This window comes from Micromonospora sp. NPDC005087 (assembly GCF_042872965.1).
In the GTDB taxonomy this organism is placed as follows: domain Bacteria; phylum Actinomycetota; class Actinomycetes; order Mycobacteriales; family Micromonosporaceae; genus Micromonospora.
Genome location: NZ_JBIALB010000015.1, coordinates 72,433 through 97,236, shown reverse-complemented (window position 1 = coordinate 97,236; position 24,804 = coordinate 72,433). Strand labels below are relative to the sequence as shown.

The 24,804-nt window shown below is 71.2% G+C and carries 20 protein-coding genes; 11 read left to right on the top strand and 9 right to left on the bottom strand.

The window, feature by feature from the left end; genetic code table 11:
* Positions 1-142: 142 nt before the first annotated feature.
* Complete coding sequence (locus ACFYPS_RS28275; RefSeq protein WP_387328276.1) at positions 143-649, bottom strand: site-specific integrase; 507 nt, start codon at positions 647-649, stop codon at positions 143-145.
* Here ACFYPS_RS28275 and ACFYPS_RS28270 point away from each other — a divergent pair.
* Positions 648-854 carry a DUF6924 domain-containing protein gene (locus ACFYPS_RS28270; protein ID WP_387328273.1) on the top strand — a complete coding sequence of 69 codons (207 nt, stop codon included), beginning with the start codon at positions 648-650 and terminating at the stop codon, positions 852-854. The genes ACFYPS_RS28275 and ACFYPS_RS28270 overlap by 2 nt on opposite strands.
* A 208-nt stretch (positions 855-1,062) precedes the next feature.
* On the opposite strand, the gene ACFYPS_RS28265 is transcribed toward ACFYPS_RS28270, so the two are convergent.
* The 7 genes from ACFYPS_RS28265 to ACFYPS_RS28235 all read right to left on the bottom strand — a co-directional run bounded on the left by ACFYPS_RS28265 (position 1,063) and on the right by ACFYPS_RS28235 (position 7,201).
* Positions 1,063-1,788 carry a hypothetical protein gene (locus tag ACFYPS_RS28265; protein ID WP_387328270.1) on the bottom strand — a complete coding sequence of 242 codons (726 nt, stop codon included), beginning with the start codon at positions 1,786-1,788 and terminating at the stop codon, positions 1,063-1,065.
* A 141-nt stretch (positions 1,789-1,929) separates the two neighbouring features.
* Positions 1,930-3,393 carry a tyrosine-type recombinase/integrase gene (locus ACFYPS_RS28260; RefSeq protein WP_387328267.1) on the bottom strand — a complete coding sequence of 488 codons (1,464 nt, stop codon included), beginning with the start codon at positions 3,391-3,393 and terminating at the stop codon, positions 1,930-1,932.
* 130 nt (positions 3,394-3,523) lie between these two features.
* On the bottom strand, positions 3,524-3,835 hold the full coding sequence (locus ACFYPS_RS28255) for a helix-turn-helix domain-containing protein (RefSeq protein ID WP_387328264.1): 312 nt from the start codon (positions 3,833-3,835) through the stop codon (positions 3,524-3,526).
* Positions 3,832-4,725: a hypothetical protein gene (locus ACFYPS_RS28250; RefSeq protein ID WP_387328260.1), complete on the bottom strand. Its 894-nt coding sequence runs from the start codon at positions 4,723-4,725 to the stop codon at positions 3,832-3,834. Before ACFYPS_RS28250 ends, ACFYPS_RS28255 begins: the two co-directional genes overlap by 4 nt.
* A complete protein-coding gene (locus tag ACFYPS_RS28245; protein ID WP_387328257.1) occupies positions 4,694-5,242 on the bottom strand; it encodes a DNA cytosine methyltransferase in 549 nt (182 codons plus the stop codon). Before ACFYPS_RS28245 ends, ACFYPS_RS28250 begins: the two co-directional genes overlap by 32 nt.
* Positions 5,239-6,309, bottom strand: a complete 1,071-nt coding sequence (locus tag ACFYPS_RS28240) for a TRM11 family SAM-dependent methyltransferase (protein ID WP_387328254.1) — start codon at positions 6,307-6,309, stop codon at positions 5,239-5,241. Before ACFYPS_RS28240 ends, ACFYPS_RS28245 begins: the two co-directional genes overlap by 4 nt.
* On the bottom strand, positions 6,302-7,201 hold the full coding sequence (locus ACFYPS_RS28235; RefSeq protein ID WP_387328252.1) for a hypothetical protein: 900 nt from the start codon (positions 7,199-7,201) through the stop codon (positions 6,302-6,304). Before ACFYPS_RS28235 ends, ACFYPS_RS28240 begins: the two co-directional genes overlap by 8 nt.
* A gap of 799 nt (positions 7,202-8,000) precedes the next feature.
* Between ACFYPS_RS28235 and ACFYPS_RS28230 the strand changes: the two genes are divergently transcribed.
* The 8 genes from ACFYPS_RS28230 (at position 8,001) to ACFYPS_RS28195 (ending at position 19,168) form a co-directional block, all read left to right on the top strand.
* On the top strand, positions 8,001-8,870 hold the full coding sequence (locus ACFYPS_RS28230) for a hypothetical protein (protein ID WP_387328249.1): 870 nt from the start codon (positions 8,001-8,003) through the stop codon (positions 8,868-8,870).
* 765 nt (positions 8,871-9,635) lie between these two features.
* On the top strand, positions 9,636-10,022 hold the full coding sequence (locus ACFYPS_RS28225; RefSeq protein ID WP_387328246.1) for a pilin: 387 nt from the start codon (positions 9,636-9,638) through the stop codon (positions 10,020-10,022).
* Positions 10,022-10,939, top strand: a complete 918-nt coding sequence (locus tag ACFYPS_RS28220; protein ID WP_387328407.1) for a hypothetical protein — start codon at positions 10,022-10,024, stop codon at positions 10,937-10,939. Before ACFYPS_RS28225 ends, ACFYPS_RS28220 begins: the two co-directional genes overlap by 1 nt.
* Entirely contained in the window at positions 10,936-11,886 is a 951-nt protein-coding gene (locus ACFYPS_RS28215) for a PrgI family protein (protein WP_387328244.1), read from the top strand. Before ACFYPS_RS28220 ends, ACFYPS_RS28215 begins: the two co-directional genes overlap by 4 nt.
* The gene (locus tag ACFYPS_RS28210) at positions 11,883-13,673 is read left to right on the top strand and encodes a VirB4 family type IV secretion system protein (protein WP_387328241.1); all 1,791 of its coding nucleotides are present in this window, start codon (positions 11,883-11,885) and stop codon (positions 13,671-13,673) included. Before ACFYPS_RS28215 ends, ACFYPS_RS28210 begins: the two co-directional genes overlap by 4 nt.
* Positions 13,674-13,759: 86 nt before the next feature.
* Entirely contained in the window at positions 13,760-16,195 is a 2,436-nt protein-coding gene (locus ACFYPS_RS28205) for a type IV secretory system conjugative DNA transfer family protein (protein WP_387328404.1), read from the top strand.
* A gap of 251 nt (positions 16,196-16,446) precedes the next feature.
* Positions 16,447-17,403: a replication-relaxation family protein gene (locus tag ACFYPS_RS28200; RefSeq protein WP_387328238.1), complete on the top strand. Its 957-nt coding sequence runs from the start codon at positions 16,447-16,449 to the stop codon at positions 17,401-17,403.
* A gap of 556 nt (positions 17,404-17,959) precedes the next feature.
* On the top strand, positions 17,960-19,168 hold the full coding sequence (locus tag ACFYPS_RS28195) for a low temperature requirement protein A (protein WP_387328235.1): 1,209 nt from the start codon (positions 17,960-17,962) through the stop codon (positions 19,166-19,168).
* Positions 19,169-19,479: 311 nt separating this feature from the next.
* Here the strand turns inward: ACFYPS_RS28195 and ACFYPS_RS28190 are convergent, their stop codons facing one another.
* Positions 19,480-21,537 (bottom strand): glycogen debranching N-terminal domain-containing protein, encoded by a 2,058-nt coding sequence (locus ACFYPS_RS28190; RefSeq protein WP_387328232.1) that lies wholly within the window; start codon positions 21,535-21,537, stop codon positions 19,480-19,482.
* 1,177 nt (positions 21,538-22,714) lie between these two features.
* On the opposite strand from ACFYPS_RS28190, the gene ACFYPS_RS28185 reads away from it, so the two are divergent.
* Both ACFYPS_RS28185 and ACFYPS_RS28180 read left to right on the top strand, forming a co-directional pair.
* The gene (locus tag ACFYPS_RS28185) at positions 22,715-23,533 is read left to right on the top strand and encodes a hypothetical protein (protein ID WP_387328229.1); all 819 of its coding nucleotides are present in this window, start codon (positions 22,715-22,717) and stop codon (positions 23,531-23,533) included.
* Positions 23,534-23,681: 148 nt separating this feature from the next.
* Positions 23,682-24,260 (top strand): hypothetical protein, encoded by a 579-nt coding sequence (locus ACFYPS_RS28180; RefSeq protein WP_387328226.1) that lies wholly within the window; start codon positions 23,682-23,684, stop codon positions 24,258-24,260.
* Positions 24,261-24,804: the final 544 nt, after the last annotated feature.

The following is a 24,804-nucleotide window of genomic DNA, read 5'->3' as shown; positions in this document are numbered from 1 at the left end:
CTCCGCACGAAAGAACCCAAGGCATGCAGCTGGTCTTGCCCCTGCAGCGGCGGCGACCGTCCAAGTGGCTGGGTGTAGACGCTGACAACAGCAACAACGCGGCGACCGCTCGCTCAGGCGATACGGCCCCGCTTGTTCTTGATCATGTCGGCGACGGCGGTTGCGGCTTCATGGTGCAGCCGCTTGACGACGCTTGGTACGTGTCGCGGGTGAGTGTGGTGGTGGAATGGCCGAGTTGGTCGGAGACGACTTTGATGTCGACGCCGGCGTCGAGGGCGAAAGTGGCAGCGCCGTGGCGAAGGTCGTGCAGGCGGATGGGTGGCAGCCCGGCCCGTTTGACAAGCCGGCGGAAGCGTTGGGTGACCGCACTGGGGTGCCATGGCCTGCCGTCGGGGCGGACGAAGAACAGCCCGGTGTCTGGCCATTCTCTCCTAGCGGCAAGGCGCCAGGCGGCGCGGCGGGCTTTGTAGGCGGTAAGGACGGCGACGGTGTCGGGGTCGAGGATGACCTCGCGGTTGCCGGCGTCGCTCTTGGGTCGCTTCTGGTGGGTGGCGATCTGATTGACGATGCTGACCTCGCTTTTGGCGCGGCGGACTTCGGCGTCGAGGAGTCCGCAGGCTTCGCTGCGGCGGGGTCCGCGGTAGGCCATGAAGTTGCAGCAGGGGGTGCGGGTCGGGGGCGTGGTCGGCGGTGTAGTCGAGGGCCTCTACGACGAGCCTGGCCGCACCTTCCGGGTGCCGCTCCGCTGGTACGCCGAAGTCTCCGCCAACATGTCCATCACGAACATGGACTTCGCCGACTTCGCCGATACCGCCGACGAGTCCGGCACGTTCCGCGGCTTCGAGGGTGAATGACAAAGCCCTAGAGGAGAGGCCAATGGCCCGCCGAATCGGGCACACCGCGGACTGGAGAGCGAGGCACAAGGTCTACCAGTACCGGACGCCCGTGCTGGAGACGACAGACCGCCAGCTTGTCGCAGCACGTCGACGGCCCCCGCCGTCAAGATTTATCCCGCGCCTTGAAGCGACACCCCTGTTGGCCCATTCCCGGTACCAGGTTTCCCTACTCGGAAAATGGCCCGGCTTGCCGGCGACGCAGCGTGCGGATCCACCCCTGGGCGGTGTGCCGGGGCACGTTGTAGTGGTCGGCGACTGCAGTCACACTCCCGGCTTGCTGGTAGACCGCTTCGAGATCGGCCGGTGAGCGCCGGTACACCCGCCCCTCGCCTACGGAGGACCCGCCTTTGGCGGTCCGCTTCGTGGCCTTCCCCGCCGTAGTTGTGGCCTTGGCACCCGCTGCGGTCTTCGGCTTGCCCGCTCGGCTCCGGGTCGCGCCAGCGCCTGACGCCCGGCTGGCCTTCTTCGCCTCGCTTGCCTTGGTCGCCGGTGACGCCTGCTTGGGCACCACGACGTCAACAGCACCAGCACCCTCAGGGTTACTCGTAGCAGGCTCATCCGCAGCCGCCGTAGGGGCGGTGGCCTGGACCGCCGTCGATTCGGCGGCGGGCTCACCGTCGTCGACGGACACACCGCCGGCTGCGGGCACCGCGTTGGATACGGCGATGGGAAGTGTAGCTACCACCTGCCGCCCGCTGGCGGCGGGCGCGATCGCCCTCAAGAGCAGGTCCAGGTCGACCGCGGGGATCTGACCGACGGTCAGCCCGTCCCCCTGCCCGGCGCGTACCAGCAGTTCTGTGATGCGCGGGATGGTGTCGCTTACCTCGACCTTGAGAGTTGTGGTCGCTCGACTGGGATCGTCTGCGGTGATTGTGATGGTGTAGGAACTCATCGGAACATGGCCTCCAATGTGGATACGGTTGTCGCCTTAACTTCACCTGTTCACCGATTGGTGTTGGTCAAGAAAGTACCGCAGGCCCCCTGAGCTGATATTTCAACCCATCGCCCCTCACCCATCGCCCAGGTCGGTCGCTCAAGCGGTACGGCGCCGCCTGTTCTTAATCCTGTCGGCGACGGCGGTTGCGGCCTCATGGTGCAGCCGCTTGACGACGCTCTGGTACGTGTCGCGGGTGAGTGTCGTGGTGGAGTGGCCGAGTTGATCGGAGACGACTTTGATGTCGACGCCAGCGTCGAGGGCGAGGGTGGCGGCCCCGTGGCGCAGGTCGTGCAGGCGGATGGGTGGCAGCCTGGCTTGTTTGACGAGGCGGCGGAAGCGTTGGGTGACCGAGTTGGGGTGCCACGGTTTGCCGTCGGGGCGGACAAAGAACAAGCCGGTGTCGGGCCAGCCTGTGCCGGCGGCGAGCCGGCACGCGGCGCGGCGGGCTTTGTAGGCGGTGAGCACGGCGACGGTGTCGGGGTCGAGGATGATCTCGCGATTGCCGGCCTGGCTCTTGGGCCGTTTCTGTCGGGTTTGGTAGCCGTGGGTGGCGATCTGGTTGACGATGCTGACCTCGCTTTTGGCGAGGCGGACTTCGGCGTCGAGGAGGCCGCATGCTTCGCCGCGGCGGGGTCCGCGGTAGGCCATGAGGTGCAGCAGGGGGTGTAGGTCGGGGGCGTGTTCGGCGGTGTAGTCGAGGAACTGGGCGAGGAGGTCGTCGGTCCAGACCATGACCGGGCCGGGGACGGTGCCGGTGGTCTTCCACCTGTCGACGCGTTCTGGTTCCCAGACGATGGGTTTGGCGCGGGTGTGGGGGGTTTTGACGAGGGTGGTGGGGTTCGGGATGCCGCTGACCACCTCGCGGGCGAGGGCGTCGTTGAAGGCCTTTCGAAGGGTCGCGCGGATGCGGGCGATGGTGGCGGGGCCGGTAGGTCGGATCCCTCGGACGCCGGCGCGGGTGTCGGGGTCGGTGCTGGCTTTCGCCGCCTGGATGTCGGCGTTGCGTTTCTCGATCTTGTCGATGAGGTCCTCGATGTGGTGGGGGCGCAGCTTGTCCAGGACGACGTCGCCGATGTGGGGGATGAGGTGCACGCGGACGTGGGATTCGTAGCCGCGTCGGGTGTTGTCGTCGACCTTGATCCGTTGCAGCCAGGTGGTGAGCCAGTCGGCGAGGGTGGGCACTCCGACCAGTGGGGTGTCGGTGCGGAGCCGGTTGCGGACGGTGTCGACGTCGGGCAGGGTCCCGCCGGCGCGGAGGGTGGCTTGCAGCAGGTCGCCGATCTCGGTGCGGTGGCCGCGGTTGCGTCCGGCGAGGTCGAGTAACTGGCGGGCGCGGTCGAGTTCGCCGGCGGCGGCGATGCGGGTGTCGAAGCCGGTGGGGCGTAGCTGTCGGCGGCGGCCGTCGGCGGTGGGTGGGAGTTCGAGTTGGTAGGCCCAGTGGCCGTGGTCGGGGTTCCAGGACCGGTTGGCTCGTCGGAGTTTCGGGCAGAGGTTGCCCAGGGGTTTGCGGGTGCGCGGGTCCCGGCAGCCGCAGCGTTTGAAGATCGATCCGTGAGACATGTGCGGGACTCTCCAGGTGCGGTGGGAGTTGGGTGGGTCGCGTGGGCGGCAGCGGTTTTGTCGATCGACATGCACGCTCGACTGCCCGCGACGATCAAGTCGTCGCGGGCAGTCGCCGCTGGGCGGGGTTCTACGGTGCGGGTGGGTGCGGGTCGCCGCCGTCGGCTGCCGGCGGGGTGGGGTCGAGGTGCAGGGCGGTGAGGAGGCCCGCGACGGGTATGCGGTACTGGTGGCCTGCCTGGATGATCGGGACGGGGAAGGTGCCGGCGCGGGCGAGGCGGTAGGCGGTGTTGCGGGACAGTCCGAGGATCTGTGCGGCGGTGACGACGTCGGTGGTCACGCCCAGCGCGCGCACGTCGACCTCGGTCCACCGCCGCGTGGTCGCGGGTTCGGCTGGTGGGGCGTTGAGGGATGGTGTGCGGGTGCGTCGCCGGTCGCTCACGGCCCGGTGTCCTTCATGGTGGGCTGAACAACCGTGCTGACCGGTGGGGTCGTGGGTTGGTTGGCCTGGCGCGGCGGGCGGGTTGGCGCGGGGCTGGTCATGTCGGCTGCCCAGCGGTGCGGGCACAGCAGCAGCCGCAGCGCTGCGGCTGCTTGTTGGGGGACGACGCCGTTGCCGAGCACGCGCAGTGCGGCGGTGCGGGGCAGGTCGAGGTCGGTGACCCAGCCTGGATCGAGGCCCATGAGCCATTGCACGAACGGTGGTGCGAGGACGGGTTTGCTATGGCGGCCGGTCTGAGTCGGTTCGGGGACGGGCTGAGCGAGTAGTAGTTCCCATCGGGCGATCGCGGCGGCGTAGGGCCCCCAGCGGGCGTCGTCGCGCTGTCCGAGTTCCGTGGGTAGGCCGGCGATGGTGGTGCGCAGGTCCGCGCCGCCGTCGCCGTGGGTGCCGGGGCCGCGCCCGTCGGACGCGCGTGGTGTGGGCAGTGACCGGGTGGGGACCTGTACCGCTGCGGAGGGCAGGGTCAGGTCGCCGTGGGAGCCGCGTTGTCCGGGGCAGCCCTTGGCGCCGTCGGTTGCTCTGGGGGTGGGGAGCAGGACCTGCGAGAGGGGCGGCCGGAATCCGTGTCCGGCGCGTCTTCCGGCGGTGCCGGTGTCGCTGGCCCTGGGGGTGGGCAGCAGCCGGTCGGCGTCGGCGAGGACTAGCGCCACCTTGCCGGCGTTGGCGGTGTCGGGTCGGGCAGTGGAGTTGGCCGGCGGGCGGTGGTTGGTCAGCGTCGAGGTGGGCAGGAGACCGTGGCGGGTGCCGCCGGGCTCGATGAGGTCGGGCAGCCCGTGTTGGTGGCCGGGGCCCTTGCCGTCACGGGCGCAGGGCGTGGGCAACGTCCGCACGGCCGGTGAGTCGTTGGGTGGGGGTGGCCAGCAGGAACAGCCGGTCGCGTCGGTGGGCGGCGCCGATGTCGGATGCGCGTAGGCATAGCCAGCTCGTGTCGTACCCGAGCGTGGCCAGGTCGGCTTCGACGACGTCGAGGCCTCGGCGGCGGAGGGCGGCGACGTTTTCCACGAAGAGGAGCGGCGGTCGAAGATGGCGAACGGCGTCGGCGACGTGTGTCCAGAGGCTGGAATGTTGGCCGGTGATGCCGGCGCGTTTGCCCGCGTTGGAGATGTCCTGGCAGGGGAATCCGGCGGTGAGGACGTCGACGGGTTCGACGGTTGTCCAGTCGACGGTGCGGATGTCGCCGAGGTTGGGCACGTGCGGCCAGTGATGTTCGAGGACGGTGCGGGCGTGTCGGTCGGTTTCGGCGTACCAGGCGAGCCGGCCGCCGAGCACCAGCTCGACGGCCAGGTCGAGGCCGCCGTACCCGGTGCACACCGATCCGAGGCGTGGCCCGGTCGGACAGTCATTCAACCTCCCTCCCCCAGATCCCCGGCAACGTCCCGGCTGGACGAGCCCTGGTGGCCGCCGGATTCGCCGTGGGAACACGTGGGTTCGGCGGAACTCGCGGAACTTTGTGGCTTGGTGAAGATCAGCACGTCTTCGTGGGTGATCAGGTGCAGTGGGGTGCCGGTGGTGCGGGCCTTGCGTACGGCCTGGAGTTGGAAGAACGACGGTCGGGCGACGAGGTGCCCGTCGCGGACGGCCGCGAGGAGGGCGACGCACCGCTCGGTCGGGATCAGGCCGGCGCGGGTGCCGGCGGCGATGACGGCTGAGGGTAGGTCGACGAGTTGGCCGTTCTTGCGCCACGGCCGGGCGGTGACCACGACGGTGCCGCCGGGGCGCAGCAGGGCCGCGCAGCCGGCCAGGATTTGTTCGAAGCCGTCGGCGAGGCCGGTGAGGTCGCGGTAGGCGAGGTTCCCGCGGTCGGTGCCGTCGTTGTAGGCGTTGTCGAACTTCGCCACCCCGCCCGCGCCCGGACGGACCAGACCGTGGACGGTCGGCCCGTACGGGGGTGAGGTAACGACCAGGGCGACCTGCCCGGTGAGCGCGGCGGGGAGCAGGGACCGCAGGCGGGTGGCGTCGCCGCGGACCACGGAGGCCCGTCCGGTGGCGCCCTGGTGTTGGGCGTGGGTGATGTTGGCGTCGGCAATGTTCGACCAGCGCGGCTCGTACTCCACGCCGATGGCGTCGCGGCCGGCGTGGGCAGCCTCGACGAGGGTGGTGCCGATCCCGCACATCGGGTCGAGGACCAGGTCACCGGGGCGGGTGTAGGCGCGCACCGCGTGAGCGGCAATCGCCGGGAGCATCCGGGCGGGGTGCTTGACCGACTCGGGCACGTACCGGCCTCGGCGCTGCACCGGCCCGGTCTGCTGCGCGGTCGCCCACACCGACAGGTCCGTCGGCCCGTCGGGCGCGCGGTGGCGCCCGCCGGTGTCGCGGTGGCGGCCAGGGTAGTCACGGTGCTGGCTGCGGTAGGTGTCCTCCGCCCGGCTGGCCGGCTGGTGCGGGTCGGTGGGGAAGGGGGTGTGCTCAGCCACGACGGTCACCGCCCTGCCGGCGACTCGGCTTCTGCGGCGCCGAGGACGGTGGTTGGCCGAACACGAGCAGGTCGGCGTGCACGCGCAGGTGCGCCACCGCCCACGGGTGGCTGGCCTGCTGGGCGAGGGTGAGCAGTTCCTCGTCGGTGACGTGGTAGACGAACGCGTCGCCGCCGGTGTCGGCGGCGACGGCGACGATGTGCTGCAGGTAGCCCAGGCCGACGGCCGCGGCGGCGGTGGCCACCGGGGTGAAGTCCTCCGGCCCGATGCTGCCGTTGGGGGCGGTGACGACGAGGACGAGGCAGCCGCCGGGGCGCAGCAGCCGCGCGCACGCGGTCAGCAGCCACGCCAGCCGGATCCGGTTGGTGGCGTCGGCCGGGTCGAGGGGCCAGCAGGCCACGACCAAGCTGGTCGCCTCCACCAGCGAGGCGCGAACAGGGTAGGTGGCGGCCTCGTCGGCGGGCAGGTCGGGGTCGGTGAGGTCGTCGCCGAACCACGTGCGCATGTCCGGCAGGTCGCCGCTGCTGTCGTCGGGCAGGGCGGCCGGCTCGGGGCGGGCCGGCGGGGTGGCCGGGCCGATGATCAGGCTGGACGCGTCGGTGAACCAGCCCGGGTGGTGCCGGCGTGCGCCGGCCGCGCAGACGGCGGTCAGGGCGTGGTCGCCGGTGAGGTCGACGACGGCCTCGCCGGGGCGGCTGTAGGCGGCGACGAGCCGGTAGGCCAGTCGCGCGCCGATGCTCCGGCCGGCGTCGGCCGGGCCGCGGGCGGTGCGCCACACGGTGACCGGCACCGGCGGGTCGCCGGCAACCAGGTCGATCAGGGTCAGGTCGACGTCGTGCGGGTCGACGTGCTGGACAGGGTCGGGGTGGTGCTGCGGCGGGTGCTCGCTCATCTGGATGTGGGCTCCGCGCCGCGCCGTGATGCGCTGACACCCCTCAAACCGGCATTTGTCAGCTCTGGCGGACACCCCCTGGTCTCACAGCGCTCTGACAGCACCACCGTGCCGGCCCCTCAAGCAGGCGGTCCAACGCGGTCAGACCGGCACCCCGGGGCCGTCGTCGCCGCTCATCGTGACGCAAGGTCACGGGCATCCCCTGCCCGGCGCAACGACGGATGCCGATGACATCGGTGCGTGGACCGTACTGTCAGACCGGCGCGTCGTCGCGCCAGGGCCCGCATGTCAGGTCTGGTGCGGTCACGCAGTGTCGTCGATGACATCGCCGCGACGTCGCGTCATCCGGCGGTGCCGCTGTCAGATCACGGTTCGCCGCCGCCGGGGTGCCGCCGTGACAGACACCGTGCCGCCGTCAGGTTGGCGGCGTCCGACAGCGGCAGGGCTGTCAGACACCGCTACGGCGTCACGGCGCGGTTGCCAGACCGCTGTCAGAGCCCTCTGACGGGCGCGGCCGGGCTGTCAGAGCCGCCGGCGCGGCTGGTGTCACCACCCGGGCTGGTGGTGTCAACGCGCAGGTCAAGGCCAGTTTGTCAGACCGCTGTCAGAGTCGGCGCCGGTGGCCGCCGTCGTCTGTCAGGTCGGCGCGCCGGCGTGCGGACGCGGTGTCATCGTGGCGTTGGCCTGGGCTGTCAGAGGTCTGTGAGGTCGCCGTGGCGCAATCGATGTCTTCCGCGCCGGGGGCGACACCCACCTCGGCACGTCATCGACGATTTTCTCTGACATGGAGTGTGTGGACATGAGCGTGTCCGACCCGGACTGGCCCGACTCGCCGTTGGACGCCGTCGACGCCGCTTTCGCGGCGCTGACATGCGGCCCCGCCCCGATGACACTCGACCTGGACACCCTCGGACCTGACACCGGCCTGCCGGGCGGTGTCATGACACTCCCGGCGCTGCGCGACTGGCTGCTGCGCCACCCCCGCGCCTACACCGCGCGTGACGCGGTGTGGCGGGATCTGGTCCGCCGCGCCCGCCTTGACGGACCGTCCTGGGTCATCGCGGCGGTGGCGATGGCGATGCCCGCGCTACGCCGGCACGCCGGCCGGCTGCACGCCGGTTGGTCCGGTGACGCCGCCGACCTCGACGCAGAGATTTTGACTGGTTTCCTCACCGCCTTGCGCGACCGCGTCGACCTGGCCAAGCCCGCCCCGCACGCGGCGCTGTGCATGGCCGCCTGGCGTGCCGGACACGAACTGCTGCGCGCCACCGGCACCGCGGTGCCGGTGGACGACATCGAGCACGTCACCGGCCCCCGCACCCCGCACGTCCCCTACGGCCACCCCGACCTACTCGTTCGCCGCGCCGCCCGCCTCGGCCTACTCGAAAACACCGACCTTGACCCCTACATCGACCTGCGGCTCGGGCGCCGGTCGATCGAACCCATCGCCGCGCGTCTGGGCATCACCGTCGACGCCCTGCGCAAGCGGATGAACGGCATCGACGAACGCCTCGCCGACGCCCTGGCCAAGGGACTACTCACCGGCGTCGTGTCCCCCAAGGCCCGCGCGTACCTGCAGAACCAGTCCATGCACCGCACGCGGACCCGCACCGGCCGCGTCACCACCCGACCCGGGCGGACGGCGCCACCGGCAGCCGCCGCTGCCTGACCTGCACCGCATTCCTGAAGCGGGGTCCGACCATGGGGTTGGACCCCGCCGCTGCTGTCGCGCCCCCACTGCCGCGATGCTGGCGAGCGCTGCGGCACCGTGTTGGGGCAGCACCGGGGTGGCCCGCGCGCCTGAGTTCAGCTGGGGCCGGGGCATGTCGGCGCACGGCACGGCCCAGCCGCTCGCGAGTGCGGCGCTGGGTCCGGTGCGACCCGGCCATGCCCGCCGAGCCGTCGGCCGCGGGGTTCCGTGCCCTGGATGTCAAGGGCTGTCAGAGCCTGAAGACCTTGCCGAGGTCCGGCTCGGGACACCACCACCGGCATGTCCGAACTGACAGCGGGCGGTCCGCGCTGTCAGCAGCGCCACGCCAGCGCCCCGGCGGTGCCGTCTGAGCTGGGCTGCCAGACGTGCGGCTGCGCTGCCAGACCCGTGTCAGGTCCAGGGGTGCCCGCCAGAGCTGACAAACGCCGGTTTGAGGGTGCGGAACATCTCCCGCGGCGCCGCACGAGGCGCTGCGGGGGTTCCGCCCGCCGCCGGGCCCCGAGGTTGGGGCCGACCGTGAGCCGGGCGCCTCGGGTGCCGCGCCGTCTTGGTGCGCTGACACCTCACCGATACCGCCACACCCGACAGGGAGGACGTGCTCCTCCCGAGGACCTGTCGCGGCTCGACGACGCCCCCTGCCTCCCGCGCCCGGCGGCGGCCCCCTTGACCGCCGTGTTTTGACGCCCCACGCCTGGCATGGGTGGGGCCGGAGGTGACAACACCATGTCCCGCATCCCGGCACGTCTTCGTGCCCTCACCCGCTCCCGCACCGCCCGCCCGGTCGTCCGCGTCGCCGCCGTCACCGGCGAGGTGCTGCTGTTCCTGTCCGTGCCCGCTGCCGCGCACGCCGACACCGGCATGCCCATGCTGGCGGCGAACTCCCTGCCGGTCGTCATCTTCAACCTGCAGACCTGGCTGATCGGCATCCTCGCCGCCGTGGCCACCCTCTTCCTCGTCCTGGCCGGCGTCTACTGGGCCACGGCCGGGGGCGACCCGGCGCAGGTCGACAAGGCCAAGAGCGCGCTGAAGAACGCCCTGGTCGGCTACGGCCTGGCCATCCTCGCGCCGATCCTGCTGCAGATCGTCAAGGGCATCGTCGGTGCACCGTGATGGGCTTCGTGCTCAACCAAATCCTCGACTGGCTCGCCGGGGCGATCCTGGCGACCCTGGACGCGCTGTTCGGGGTGATCAGCAGCGCGCTGCTGATCACCCCGAACGTCACCGCCCTGCCGCAGGTGCAGGCCCTGACCGGCCGTTCCGTGCTCGTCGTGGACACCGTCTTCGTCCTCGCCTTCGTCACCGCCGGGGTGCTCACCATGACCGCCGGCGGCGACGAACGCTCCCGCTACACGATCAAAGACCTGCTCCCCCGCCTGATCGTGGGGTTCGTCGCCGCGCACTTCTCCCAGCTGTGGTGCGGCATGCTCATCGACCTCGCCAACGCCCTCACCGCCGCCCTCACCACCAGCGACGGGGACAGCGACGGCGCGCTGCGGGCGATCAAGACGCACATCACCGCCGGGCAGGACAAGACCGCGGTGCTGCTGTTCGTGATCTGCGTGGCGATCATCGCCGTGCTGCTCGCCTCCACCGCGTTCAGCGTGATCGTCCGCTTCGCCATCGTGCTGATCCTGACCGCCTTCGCGCCCCTCGCCCTGGCCTGCCACGCCCTGCCACACACCGACCCGATCGCCCGGCTGTGGTGGAAGGCCTACGCCGGCACCCTCGCCGTGCCCATCGTGCAGGGCTTCACCCTGTACGCGGGGCAGTGGATGCTCACCGACCCCGACAACCTGTTGCCCGTACTCGGGCTGCCGGTGGACCCGGGCGGGGTGATCAACCTGTTCGTGGTGATGGTCATGCTGTGGACCACCCTGCGGGTGCCCGCGATGATGAGCCGCTTCGTCTCCACCGGCAACGGCCGAGGCGCGAGCATGATCGGCGCGTCGGTGCGGGTGATCCTGGTGCAGCAGGTCACCCGCTCGGTTCCCGGCCTCGGCCGGGGCCTTCGGGCGGTGGGCCGATGAACGACCACACGGACACCGGTCGGGCGCGGATGCCCGCCGACGTCGACGCCCCCGACAAGGTCGCCTACGGGCTGACATTCCGGCAGTTGGCGATCCTCGCCGTCGCCGCCCTCGCCTTCTACGGCGCCTGGCAGGGCCTGCACACCCTCGTGCCGGTGCCGGTGCTCGTCGGCGCCGCCGTTGTCGTCGGCGGGCTGGTCTTCGGTGTCGCGGTCGGCCGCCGTGACGGGCTGTCCCTGGACGTGTGGCTCCTCGCCGCCGTGCGCCACTGGCGGGCGCCTCGGGCGCTGTCGACCACCGACACGACGTCGAAGACCCCCGACTGGGTGCAGGCGCCGAAGACGACGGTGATGCTGCCGGCGCCGCTGAAGCTGCCCGCCGACGCCATCGACGACGGCGGCGAGATCCGCCTCGGCGGGGTACGGGCGGCGATGGTCGCCGCCACCAACGTCAACCTCGCCCTCCGTACTCCCGACGAGCAGGCCGCTCTGGTTGACACGTTCGGCCGCTGGCTCAACAGCCTGTCCACGGCGACGCAGATCGTCGTGTCGGCGCAGCCGGTGGACCTGCGCTCAGCCGCCCGCACCCTCGCCACCGCGGCGGACACCTTGGCGCACCCGGCTCTGGCCGACGCGGCAACGGATCACGCCCGCTTCCTCGACGACCTCGCCACCCGCAGGGATCCGCTGCGCCGGCAGGTCCTCATCGTCACCCGCAGCGCGGGCGAGCGGGGCGAGCACGCCGCACGGCGCCGCGCTGACGACACCGTCCGCGCCCTGTCCGGCCTCGGCGTGAGCACCCGCGCCCTCGACGGGGCGGCGGTCACGGCGGCGATCGCCGCCGCCGCCGACCCCTACCGCCCGCCCCGACCCGGCGGCCTCGCCGCTCCCGACAGCGTCATCACCGGGCCGGACATCCACACCGACAGAAGGAAGCATCCCCGATGAAAGCCCGCACCCGTTTCCGCACGCCCACCGACGGTGGCCGCCAGCCCTGCACGCTGGCGGCCACCGTCGCTCCCGCCTCGGTCGAGGTGACCCCGCGGATGCTGCGCGTCGGCGACGGCTACGCCGCGACCCTCGTCGTCACCGGCTACCCGGCCGAGGTTGGCCCGGCCTGGCTGGAGCCGCTGCTGTCCTGGCCGGGCCGCCTCGACCTGGCCCTGCACATCGACCCGCTGCCCGCCCCGGTCGCCGCGTCCCGGTTGCGTAACCAACGCGCCCGCTTCGAGTCGTCGCGGCGCGCCGACGCCAAGGCCGGCAAGCTGTCCGACCCCTCCGTCGAAGCGGCGGCGGACGACGCCGCCGACCTTGCCCAGCGCCTCGCCCGCGGCGTGGCGAAGCTGTTCCGCGTCGGCCTGTACCTGACCGTGCACGCCCGCACCGAAGACGAACTCCTGCACGCGTGCGCGCAGGTGAAAGCCGCCGCCGCGTCGACGCTGATCGAGGTGCAGCCCGCCACGTGGCGGCACCTCGCCGGGTGGACCACCACCCTGCCCCTGGCCACAGACTCACTGCAGATGCGCCGCACCATGGACACCCAGGCCTTGGCCGCCGCGTTTCCCCTCGCGTCGGCGGACCTGCCCGCGCCGCTGCCCGGCGACCCGCCCGCCGAAGGCGGCATCCTCTACGGCGTCAACCCGGACTCCGGCGGCATCGTCTGGTGGGACCGGTGGGCGCAGGAGAACCACAACTCCGTGGTCCTGGCCCGCTCCGGCGCCGGGAAGTCGTACTTCGTGAAGCTGGAGATCCTGCGCAACCTTTACCAGCGGGTGCAGGTCGCCGTCATCGACCCCGAAGACGAGTACCTCAGGTTGGCCGACGCCGTCGGCGGCACCGTGGTCCGCCTCGGTGTGGCCGGGGTGAAGGTCAACCCGTTCGACCTGCCCGCCGGGGACACCCGCCCCGACGTGCTGACCCGCCGCGGCCTGTTCCTGCACACCCTCATCGCGGTGCTCCTCGGCCACCAGCCCCCGCCAGCGGAGCGGGCGGCCCTGGACCGGGCCATCCTCGCCGTCTACCGGACCGCGGGCATCACCGCCGACCCCGCCACCCACCACCGACCCGCCCCGCTCCTGCGCGACCTCGCCGACCGCCTACACGCCGACGACGACCCCGCCGCCGGCCAGCTCGCCGCCCGCCTCGCCCCGTGGGTGCACGGGTCGTTCTCGGACCTGTTCGACGGGCCGAGCACCACTCGCCCGGACGGGCACCTGGTGGTGTGGTCGCTGCGGCACCTGCCCGACGAGCTGCGCACCGTCGGCACCCTCCTCGCCCTCGACGCGATCTGGCGGCAAGTCGACGCCCCCAGCCGGCCGGCGGCCCGCCGGCTGGTGGTGGTGGACGAGGCGTGGCTGCTCATGCGCGACGGCGAGGGCGCCCGGTTCCTGTTCCGCATGTCCAAGGCCGCCCGCAAACGCCACGCCGGCCTGACCGTCATCACCCAGGACGTCGCCGACGTCCTGGGCACCGACCTCGGCCACGCCGTCGTCGCCAACGCCGCCACCCAGGTGCTACTCAAGCAGGCACCGCAGGCCATCGACGCCATCGGCGACGCGTTCGGCCTCACCGCCGGCGAACGCCGGCTCCTGCTCGCCGCCCGCGTCGGAACCGGCCTGCTGATCTCCGGCACCAACCGCAGCAGCTTCGAAGCCATCGCCTCCGACACCGAGCATCAGCTGTGCACCACCCGCCCGAGCGAACTCGCCGACCTGGACGAGGGAGACGACCTGTGACGCCGTCCGCCACCGCCATCGCGGGGGTCCTCCCGCCCACCCCCACGCCGGTGCCTGGCCCTTCGAGGCCGGGCGCCGGCTTTGTCGTGCCCCCGACCGGGCCGACCCGCTGGCTCCTCGACGCCGCCGCGTGGGCCGGGCAGCGGCCGTGGCTGCTGGCCGTGGCCGCCGCCGCCCTCGTGGTCTTCGTCGCCGGGCGCAACCTGCTCGCCCTGTGGAGGCACCGCCGCCACGCCGACGGCGCCCGCCTCGTCACGATCGCCCCACCACCAGAGGTAGACCCGCACAGCGCGCAGGCCCTGTGGGCCAACCTCACCGGCACCCTCACCCCATCCCGACGCAGACGCCTGCTCCACGGCAGCCCGCACCTGGTGTGGCAGTACACCTGGACCGGGCGGCGGCTACTCATCTCCGTCTGGGTGCCCGGCACCGTCCCACCCGGCGCCGTCGAAGCCGCCGTCCGCGCCGCCTGGCCGGGGGCCGCCTGCACCACCGACGACACACCCCCACCACCGATGCCCGTCGAGGTGCCGGCGGCGGTGGGCGGGCACCTGCTGCCCACCGCCGCCGAATGGCTGCCCTTTCACACCGACCACGACAACGACCCGCTGCGCGCGCTGATGTCCGCCGGCTCGGGGCTGCGCGCCGACGAGTACGCCTGCGTGCAGGTCCTGGCCCGTCCCGCCGCACCCCGCCGCGCGTCGCGCGCCCGACGAGCCGCCGCCCGGCTGCGCGACGGCAAGACCGCCATCCCCACCATCAACCCCGCCGCACCGCTGCTCTGGCTCATCGAGGTCTTCCAGACCGGATCCTCCGCCCGCACCCGATCCAGCCCTGCCGCAGGCCGCCGGGACCCAGCAGTGGAACGCGACGTGCGGGCCATCCTCGACAAGACCGCCCACCCGCTGTGGGAAACCGCCGTGCGCTACGCCATCGGCAAGGACAACCACCGCGCCAACAGCGACCAGCGGCCCCGGCTGCGCGGCATCGCCGACACGGTCGCGTCGTCCTTCGCGGTCTACTCCGGCCGCAACCGCCTCACCCACCGCACCCGCATGCTCCACCCCGCCGCGGTCCTCGCGGTTCGGCGCCTCGGTGCCGGGTTCCTCACCTGCACCCCCGAGCTGGCCGCCCTCGCCGCCCTGCCCCGCGATTTGGCCGTGCCTGGCCTGGATCGGGCGCGGGCGAAGTCCATGCCCACCCCCGTCGCCGTGCCCACGGGCGGGCGCGGCACGAAGATGATCGGCGATGCGCAGGTCGGCGGCCACGGCGTCGCCCTGGCCGTCCCCGACGCCCGCTACCACCTGCACGTCGTCGGCTCCACCGGCAGCGGAAAGACCACCCTGCTGGTGAACATGGCCGTCGACGACATCAAAGCCGGCCGGGGCACCGTCGTCATCGATCCCCACGGCGACATGGTCCTCGACATCCTGGACCGGCTTCCCGCCTCCGTCGCCGAGCGGGTGGTGCTGTTCGACCCCGACCAACCCAACCCGCCCACGATCAACCCGCTCTCCGGCGACGACCCCGACCTCGTCGTCGACAACCTCGTGTCGATCTTCGGGAACATCTTCGCCAAGGCGTGGGGGCCCCGCATGGACGACGTCATGCGGGTGGCCTGCCTGACCCTGCTCCGGCACGCCAACGTCACCCTGCAGCACATCCCACCCCTGCTCAACTCGGCGCAGTTCCGCTCGGCGATGACCGTCGACCTCGACGACCCGGCCGGCCTGTCCGGGTTCTGGCAGTGGTACGACGAGCTGAATCCCGCCCTGCGCTCCCAGGTCATCGGCCCCGTCCTCGCCCGACTGCGCGCGTTCCTGCTGCGCGACTTCGTCAAACGCACCATGCGCTACCCGACATCCAGCTTCGACATGGGCAAGGTCCTCGACGGCGGCGCGCTGCTCGTGCGGATCCCAAAAGGCCAGCTCGGAGAGGACACCAGCAAACTCCTCGGCTCCCTGATCCTCGCGCAGGTATGGCAAGCTGCCACCGCCCGCGCGAAGGTAGCCCCCGACAAGCGGCGGGACGCCACGCTGATCATCGACGAGGCGCAGAACTTCCTCACCCTAGCCAACAGCCTGGACACGATGCTCGCCGAAGCCCGCAAGTACCGGCTGTCCCTCGTCCTGTCACACCAGGACCTCGCCCAGTTCCCCAAAGACCTCCTCGCCGCCGCGTCAGCGAACGCCCGCAACAAGATCTACTTCTCGTGCGCTCCCGAGGACGCCCGCGTCCTCGCCCGCCACACCCTTCCCGAGCTCGACGAGCACGACCTCACGCACCTCGACGCCTACACCGCCGCGACCCGACTGGTCGTCGACGGCCGGCAGACACCGGCGTTCACGCTGCGCACCCGCCCACCCCAGCCGGTCGTGGGTGAAGCCACCGCGATCCGGGAGAGCGTCGCCCGGACCGTGCAGGCGCAGAACACCAGCGCCATCGACGCCCTCGTCGACCGGCTGTCCCAGCCCCGCGACGACAAAGGCGCAAGGACCAGAGGCGGCAGAGGCCTCTCCTGACCGGGCGCAACAGCCCTGCAGGACCAGCGCTTCGGTGTCTGTCACCGCAGCCAGATCGAGGCCGCGATGCCCCTTCGGCCAGCGCATCACCACCCCTTCACCACCGTCAGCTCCGTGCCGCTGACAGAACGGCTCAGGTAGGCCTGTCAACGCTGCACACGCCCCGTGATCAGCCACAGCCGCAGGGTCCACCAATTCCAGACACCCCTCCCACAGAGGGGATCCTCCTTCCTGCGTGAAGGGAACCCCGCATGTCCGCCGAACACTCCGACCCGCAGCGTCCTGCCCCCCCTCACCCCCACTCCCCCGAGCCTTCCTCGCCCGGCCGCTCCGCGTCCTCGCGCCGCCCGACCCGCCAGGACCGCCTGCAACTCCTGCGTCGGCTGACCCTGCGCGACCGTCAACTGCTCGACTGGCTCGCCGAGCACTACCTTCTATCCACCGACCAGATCGCCCAAGCGCTGTTCCCATCCCGGCGGGCGGCCCTGCTACGCCTCGCGGCGCTGCACACCATCGACGCGGTCACCCGATTCGTGGACGTCACCACCGGCACCAGCCAGTACCTCTACGCCCTCGGCCCGCTCGGCGCCGTGGTGCACCCCACCGCATACACCGACCCCGACCGGCCGTCGGCGCGACCGCCGCGCAGCAGCATCGAGCGCACCGAACGCATCGTCGGCAGCCACAAGCTGCGCCACCTCCTCGGCGTTAACCAGCTCTTCGTCGACCTGCACGCCTACACCCACACCGACCCCAACGCGCAGCTGGCGCGGTGGTGGTCCGAGCAGCACGCCACCGCCGCCTACGCCGCCGCCGACATCCGCCCCGACGCCCACGGCGTCTGGACCGTCGGCGAGCGCAGCGTCGGCTTCTTCCTCGAACACGACAACAACACCGAGAACCTAGGCAGGGTGCTGCGCAAGCTGCGCGCCTACGAACGCCTCGCCGAGTTCGGACCCCGCTACCCCGTCCTGCTGCGCGTGCGCAGCCGCCGCCGAGAGGCCAACCTCCTGCGCGCCCTGGCCGGCGTGCCCACCGCCATGCCGGTGGCCACCGGCATCCACGACGAACACCCCGCCGGCCCGGCCTGGACCCTCACCACCGACCCGAGCCTGCGCCGGTGGCTGCACGAGCTGCCCAGCGACCACGGCCCCGACAACCCCGCCACCAACCCGCACCGCTTCACCCACCCCGACACGAGCGACTAGCCCCAACGGCGGTGCCACCGACACCGGCGAGGGTGCCTCGCCCGAGACTCGCCGCCATGTTCGGGGTACGGAAGGCCATGAGACCCGCTTCCCGCCCGTTCGGCGCACAAACATGGTGCCGCGACCGGCCAATGATTGCCCGCCGATCCCGGCGAGGCCCGCACGGGGGTCCCGACCACGATAAGCCGACTTTGCGAAAGCCGGCCGGGGTCGCGGGCGGCGAGGTCCGCGTCCCGCTGCAGGCGAGAGCGGGTGTACGCAGAGCATGCTGGCTAACCTCATCCAGAAGGAAGGCAGCGCGGGCAAGCTCGAGCGGATCGGCCACGAAATAGGCGAACGAGTTCTCGCTACCGCATAGCGGCCTCGGAGGTCGGAGCAGCGAACGGGTAGCAGTCACCGTCGTCCCTTGGTTCGGTCTGGGGCGCCTCGCATGCGGCCGGTGGAGTCGACTTCCACGCACGTTCACGTGAACTTTGGTGAGCGTCGGTACGGGACGGGCCGCGGTCGGAATGATCAGCGGCAGGAATCGTCTTCGCGAGCCGTCCGAGGTGCTGCCATGTCCGACACAGTGACTCCTCCACGGCCTCCCGTCCGGGCCTGGTACCGGCCCATGGTCGCCCGCCCCACCGACGAGCCGTACCGGACCGTGACTCCGCTGGAACTGCTCTTCGACCTATGCTTCGTGGCCGCGGTGAGGCAGGTCGCCGACCGGCTGCACCACAACCTGGGCGAGGCCGACATCGGTCACGGGATTGGCCTCTATCCGGCGGTGTTCTTCGCGATCTGGTGGGCGTGGATGAACTTCACCACATTCGCCTCCGCGTACGACCCCGAGGACGACGTCTACCGCCTCACCACCCTGGTCCAGATCGCCGGGGCGCTGGTGATCGCCGGTGGCGTGCCTCGCGCTTTCGACCGCGGCGACTTCTCCGTCATCACCTACGGGTACGTGATCATGCGGCTGGCGATGGTCGCGCAATGGTTGCGCGTCGCCCGCAGCGATCCGGAGCGGCGGGCCACCGCACAGCGCTACGCCGTGGGCGTCATCGTGCTGCAGGCGGCCTGGATCGCCCGGCTGGCACTGCCCGGAGGGTGGCACTGGCTGTTGCCCGGCTTCCTGGCGATCGTCCTCGCCGAGCTGCTCTTACCCTTCTGGGCGAGACGCCCCGCTCCGATCATCTGGCACCCACGCCACATAACCGAGCGGTACGGCCTATTCACCATCATCGTCCTCGGCGAGTCGGTACTCGCGGCCAGCCTCGCCGTCCAGACCGCCTTTGACCGAGGGACCAAGGCAAGCACTCTTCTGTCGATCGCCGGTGCCGGCATCGTGATCGTCTTCGCGATGTGGTGGCTGTACTTCGATCGCCCAGTTCAGCACCTGGCGGCCTCGCCGCGCGTGGCGCTGCTGTGGGGATACGGTCAGTACCTGATCTTCGCATCGGCGGCTGCGCTCGGCGCGGGCCTCGCCGTCGACGTCGACTACCAAACCGGCACCGCGCACCTCGGGCCCGTCGCCGCAGGGTACGCGGTAGCCGCGCCGGTCGCCGTCTACCTGCTCGCAGTCTGGACGCTGCACATCCGCCCGTATGAGCAGCTGAAGATGACCGTGCCGTACTTGGCCACGACGGCGCTCGTACTGCTGACACCGTTCACGCCGGCACCGGCGCGCCTGACCGCTCTGCTCCTCGCCACCCTCGTCGCCACCACCGTGATCGCTACCCGGCGCAGGCAGGGCGCTGGCGGGACCGCGACGGATCACTAGCCTCGGCCTGTCGCTAAGTGTGACCAAGGGTGGCCGACCGCTGGTTGATCTTTCCTTGTGGTTCGTCCGGCATATGGGCATGGCGGTTACCCGGCGAGTGGCGGGTTCCTCGGGGAACGGGTCGTCGGGCGGAATGGGTGAGGCGGGCGGGGACGTGTAGCAACCGGTGACGCGGTGTTGTGGAGGTGGGCGATGGCGGGACGAGGTATCGGTCAATCTGCGGGACGGCGCCGTCGTCGTCGCGCAGGATCTCCCAGCACAGTGTCCGGCCGCTACCGTCCAACGGTGATCTCGACCGAATGGTGTGTTGTTCACTGAAGCTCGCGGGCGCCCGGTATCGGCTTCAACCGATCTAGGTCGTGTGCGGCGGTGCCCGCGAGGGCCTCGACCCGCGTGCCGCGGAAGCGCACTCCGTGCAGTGCCAGGCGGCGGAGATCCTCAGGTAGGTGTGGGCGCACGGCCAGAGTGTCGGGCTCCGGATCGATGCCGAGCATCGTGCGGAGCAGCATCATCGGCGCACCGGCGGCCCACGCCTGTGGGGAGCAGGCGGTGGGGTAGAGCACGGGCACCAAAGTGTTCTTTCGTGGGTAGCCTGCGAGTGCCTCGGGCAGTCGATGGCGCAGATGATGGCCGGCCTGCAACAGCCCCATCGCGAGTTGGTTGGCCTCGTCGCGGTGTCCGTACCGGGCAAGCCCGGCTGCGGCGATCGCGGTGTCGTGCGGCCAAACGGTGCCGTTGTGGTACTCAAGCGGGTTGTAGGCTGGCTGCTCGTCAGCGAGGGTGCGCACGCCCCATCCCGTAAACATCCGGGGTCCGCAGAGCAGCGCGGCGAGCGCGTCAACGCGTTCGGGCGGCACGATCCCGCTCCACAGCAGGTGTCCGATGTTGGAGGTCAATGTGGTCACCGGCTTCTTGTCCCCGTCCAACGCGAGTGCGTAATAGCCGTGGTCGGGTAGCCAAAAGTCGGTGTTGAACCGGCGATAGAGTTCCTCGGCGTCGCGTTCCAGACGCTCGGCGAGGTCGGGGTCGTTCCAAATCTCCCGTGCGAGCCGCGCCGTTCGGCGGCGCGCGTCGTAGGCATAGCCCTGAATTTCGCAGGTGGCCCGGGGAAGCTTGGCGAGGCTGCCGTCGGGGTGGACCACCGAGTTCCAGGAGTCCTTCCAGCATTGGTTGACCAGACCGCTGCGCGGGTTGCGAGTTTGGTATTCGATGTAGCCGTCGTGGTCGAGGTCGCCGTACGTCTCCAGCCACCGCAACGCGGCGCGGGCCGCGGGCTGGAGGTCCTTTACGGTCTGCGTGTCACCGGTCCACCGTTCGTACTCGTCTAGGACGATCAGGAACAGCGGCGTGGTGTCAGCGGCCCCGAAGTACGGGGACTGCGGACGCTCGCCGAAATGGGCAAGCTCCCCGTGGCGCAGTTCGTGCAGGATCTTCCCCGGTTCGGCATCGCGGTGGTCGTCCTCATGGATCGCCTGCCGCTCGGCGAGGGCCCGCAAAGTCGTATAGGCAAGTTCGGGGTGGAACGGCAGCATCTGATAGCTGACTAGGAGGCTATCGCGGCCGAACACCGCCATGAACCAGGGCAGCCCGGCTGCGGGCAGAGAGGCTCTATCTCCGACGAAGGGGTAGAACCTCAACGCGGCGAGGTCGAGCAGACTGCGGTGGTAGATGTGCAGCAAGTCGTCCCAATCCGTGTCCAAGATGGGTGACGCGTCCAGCCATTCTCGGATGCTGTAAGGCATGTCCGGGTGGTGGTGGCGGCGCTGTAGCGCCGCGTCCGCTTCGACCCCAACCCGGATCTGGATGTCGATGCCCCACTCTTGTCCAGGTGGTAGCTCGTGTCGGAAGGTGAGCGACTCCTCGGTAACGAAGGCACCGGGGGCGTCGATGTGGGTTTCGCGGCAGAAGTCGGCGCGGCTGTAGCCCAACGTGATCCCGCCGTCGCGCCGACGGCGGTACAGATGGCCGGTTTTCGACATCTGATCCTTGACGTCGAAGATGTCGGCGAAGTCGGCGTCGAATATCATCGTGAGTTCGAACGCGACCGGCGTCTTGCCGAAGTTGTGGACCGTGATGCGCTCCTGCATGCCAGTCGCCACTTCGCGGCGGCGGGTGACCGACAGCGACGGGTTCCGGTAGATCGTTCCGGTCGGCTCGATCAGAAAGAAAGCAACTTCGTCGTACTCGAGGTTGTCCGCGCTTAGCGCCTCCATTTGGTGGCCGTTGAGGCGCAGCTGCCACCGCGATAAGTGCCGCATGTCGCGATAGAACAGCCCGTCGGGAACGTTGGCGGCCGGGTTGATGTCACCCTGCCGGTCGCTTACAACGAAGGCGTCTCCCTGCAGGATATTGATCTGGTCGACCCGCACGCTGCCCCTCCGCTCTGGCCACACGAGCCGCCGCCGCTGGCCAATCCGGTGCCTAGTGGAGTGGTGGTTACCCTTCTAGGTGTGGTTACACCACGGCTTCCGAATCGGAGTGTTAGCCGGATACGGGACAATCTGCCCCCCGCCAGCCTCGGCCCTTCCGAAGGGGCGGCAAGTGAGGGTGGCGAGGTCGTCGGCCACCACGGTCGCTTCGACCTGCGCGCACAGCACACCGAGCTTGACCTGTGCATACGCGGGGCTTGACGCGGCGGTCGGCGCCGGGGCGCTATCGCTGGAGCATCACCGCCACATCGGTCGCGACCCGGCCCGGATCGTGGCCGGCCTGCCCGCGGCGCAGCGGAGCCAGCGCCTCCGCGTAGCCGGCGGGCAGCGCAGTCACTTCGACCCTGGCGTGCTCCAGCGCGGTGTCTCCCGGTCACCGGCCACCCGGTCAACGACCGGGCGGCCAAGGAGACTCTCCGGGCCCGGTTCGACCACGCCGTGCACCCGGATCTCCGTCGTCCCCACTCCGTACCACCAATCTTCTCGTCGCTGGACGGGCGCGGATACCGCCGACCGGGCCGGTACGCCCACACCGCGGCCCCTACCGCTGCAGAGGAAGCTGGGCACGACGCGGACCAGCGCTGGTCCGCTTGGCGGACTAGCCCGCCGAGTAGGCCTCCTCAACAGGCCTGCCAGCCGCCATCGCTGTCTGACAGCGCAGGTCACGGCCCTACCTCCCGCGCGACCGGCCCGGTGAGCGGCCCCGCCTCTCTGACAGCCGACAAGGTCGTCTGTCAGATCTACCGGTTCTGACCGACGGCCCGCCTCACCAGCCCGCGCTGGCAACGAAAGCGCCTGACAGCGCTGCTCAGCGGCGGTCTTGCGCCGACGAAGCGCGCGACAGGCGCTGACAGACCGCGCCGCTACCGTTTTCGGCAACACCACACCCCACATATCGCTTCACCCCGGTTCGGTCCCACCTCAGGGACACCCCGCCGCACCCAGCGGTACGCGACGCCCACCCGCTCAGGCCGGTCGGCACGCGCCCCGCGCGACGGCCCTCGAGGTCGCACCAACCACCCGCACACCTTCTCCCCATTGCCCTGACCCGACCCATGCACCCGGTGGGCCGGTCAATCCCGCGTGCCTACACGCACCGACGAAGGAGGACCTGCGCATGTCCGCTCTCAACGGCATCCCGCTGACCCGTCACGGCAGCCGCGTGCCCGCCATGCCCACCCGACCGGCCACCGTGCAGGCCACCTCGGCGCCCGCACGCCGACCGGCTCCCACCCAGGCCACCACCGCCGCACCGACCGTCACGCCGGCGCCGACCATCGCCACGATGGTCGTCTGCCTGCCCGACGAGCTGCCCGCCGAGGCGCTCACCGCGCACCAACTGCACACGCAGTTCGGGGTCGCCGGCACCCTCACGCCCCTGTTCTGGGCGGTTCCGCAGCTGCGGCTGTGGCAGCGCCACCAGATGATCGGCCTGCGCAAGGGCCGCCCCGCGTCGTGCGCGGGCGGACCGGTCAGGCTGCTGGACCTGCAAGGGATGCGCCACGCCGCTGGCGTCGGCGCTGGGATCCGCTACCAGGTCTGGCAGCAGGCCGTGCACGGCACCCGCCCGGCCACCCCGTGGCCGGTGTTCGAGAGCCGCCACCTCACCGACCCGCAGAAGTACCCGTTCGAGGCCGCCACGGGCGACTTCCACGCGCAGCCGCGGGTCAACGCGATGCGGATGCACGCCGCGGCGACGCCCGGCACCGGTCAGCCCAACCCGGGCGAGCTGGAGATGTACCAGGCAGGCCAGATGGCCTACCAGCACTACCACGCTGCCAGCGCCATCGCCGGTGACGCTCTGCTCACCGCCGACGGCCGCAAGCTGGCCCCGGCCAGTGACGCCCTCGCCCACCGGGTGACCTACCTGGAGCAGGCCCTGCGCCACCTCGACACCCTCGAGCCGGACCAGCGGCTGCTCGCGATCGCCCTCTAACCGCACGACAAGCCGCCCGGACGGCGCGCCCCTCATCCCTGCATCTGAGGGGACCCCCAGGCGCGCCGCCCGGCCGGTGCGCGTCCACGGCCAGACAAGCGCAGGCACCGCCCTGCGCACCCCTCACGCAGTAGGAGGCATCCACCTGATGAGGTCACGACACCGCGTCGCCGCCATCCGCGCGGCGCTCACCGCCGTCGAACACGACGCCGACACCCGAGGCTGGGACGCCCAGCCGGCCCTGCTCGGCCTCTTCGACGCCACCACCCACCGCCACCAGCCCCGCATCGACATCGACGCACTCACCGTCGATCCGGCGTTCTGGTGGCTGCACGCGCAGACCGTCCCCGGCATGCGACTGCCCTACTGGGTCGGCCTGAAGACCCTCACCACCCACCTCACCGCCCCCGAAGCGGCGCCGCTGCTCACCCGGTGGGCGCACACCGGGCAGCGGCGGCTGCTCGCGATGGCGTTCCTCGGCGAGGGCCTGGACACCAGCGACGCCGGCCGCCGCACCGCCGCCGCTCACGGGCTGCCCGCCGACGACGAGGAAATCCCGGTGCGGGCACTCACCGCCTGCGACATCGACGGCCGCCACTACCGGATCCTGCGGTACCGGGGCCTCGACACCACCACGACGCTCGTGCTGGACGACCCGCCGGCACAGGTGCGGGCCACCGTCATCCCGGCCTGCCTGCGCCGCCTGCTCACCACAGCGCGCGCCTGATCGACACAGCCGACGACCGATTGCCGCAATGCGGCACTCCACCCAAAGCGCGCCGACCAATCCGGTACGAGGCGGGTGCCCCCGCGCGCCAATATCGCCTCCGGCCGCTCACCGGCTGCCGCTACCGCGAGCGGGTGCCGGCGGTGGCCGGTCTGACCCGCCCCGCGGCATCTCCACACACCTGTGGAGGGCCGGTGGGCCGCCGGGCGCCCCGGGCTGGGGCGTGTGCCCCGAGCCCGGCCAGCAACAGGCCGCCCCTTCCCTCTTCCCCCAGCGGCTGGGCCTGACCGCCCTCGCCGCGCGCGCCCGCGAGATCGGCGCTTCCCGCCAGCCGCCCCGGCAGACGCCTCCTGCCGACGCCGAGCCCCCGTTCTAGCCGCACAACAGCCGGCGACGGCAAGACGGCAACCGGGCACAGCAGAAACAGGGGGCCCGACCCCAGGGTGCGGACCTGCCAACACGCAGGCCGCCTCTGACCCACCCGGGATTTCCCGACGCAGTAGGGACGACGTCCCTTGCCCGTCCCGAGATGCGGTCCGTGCAC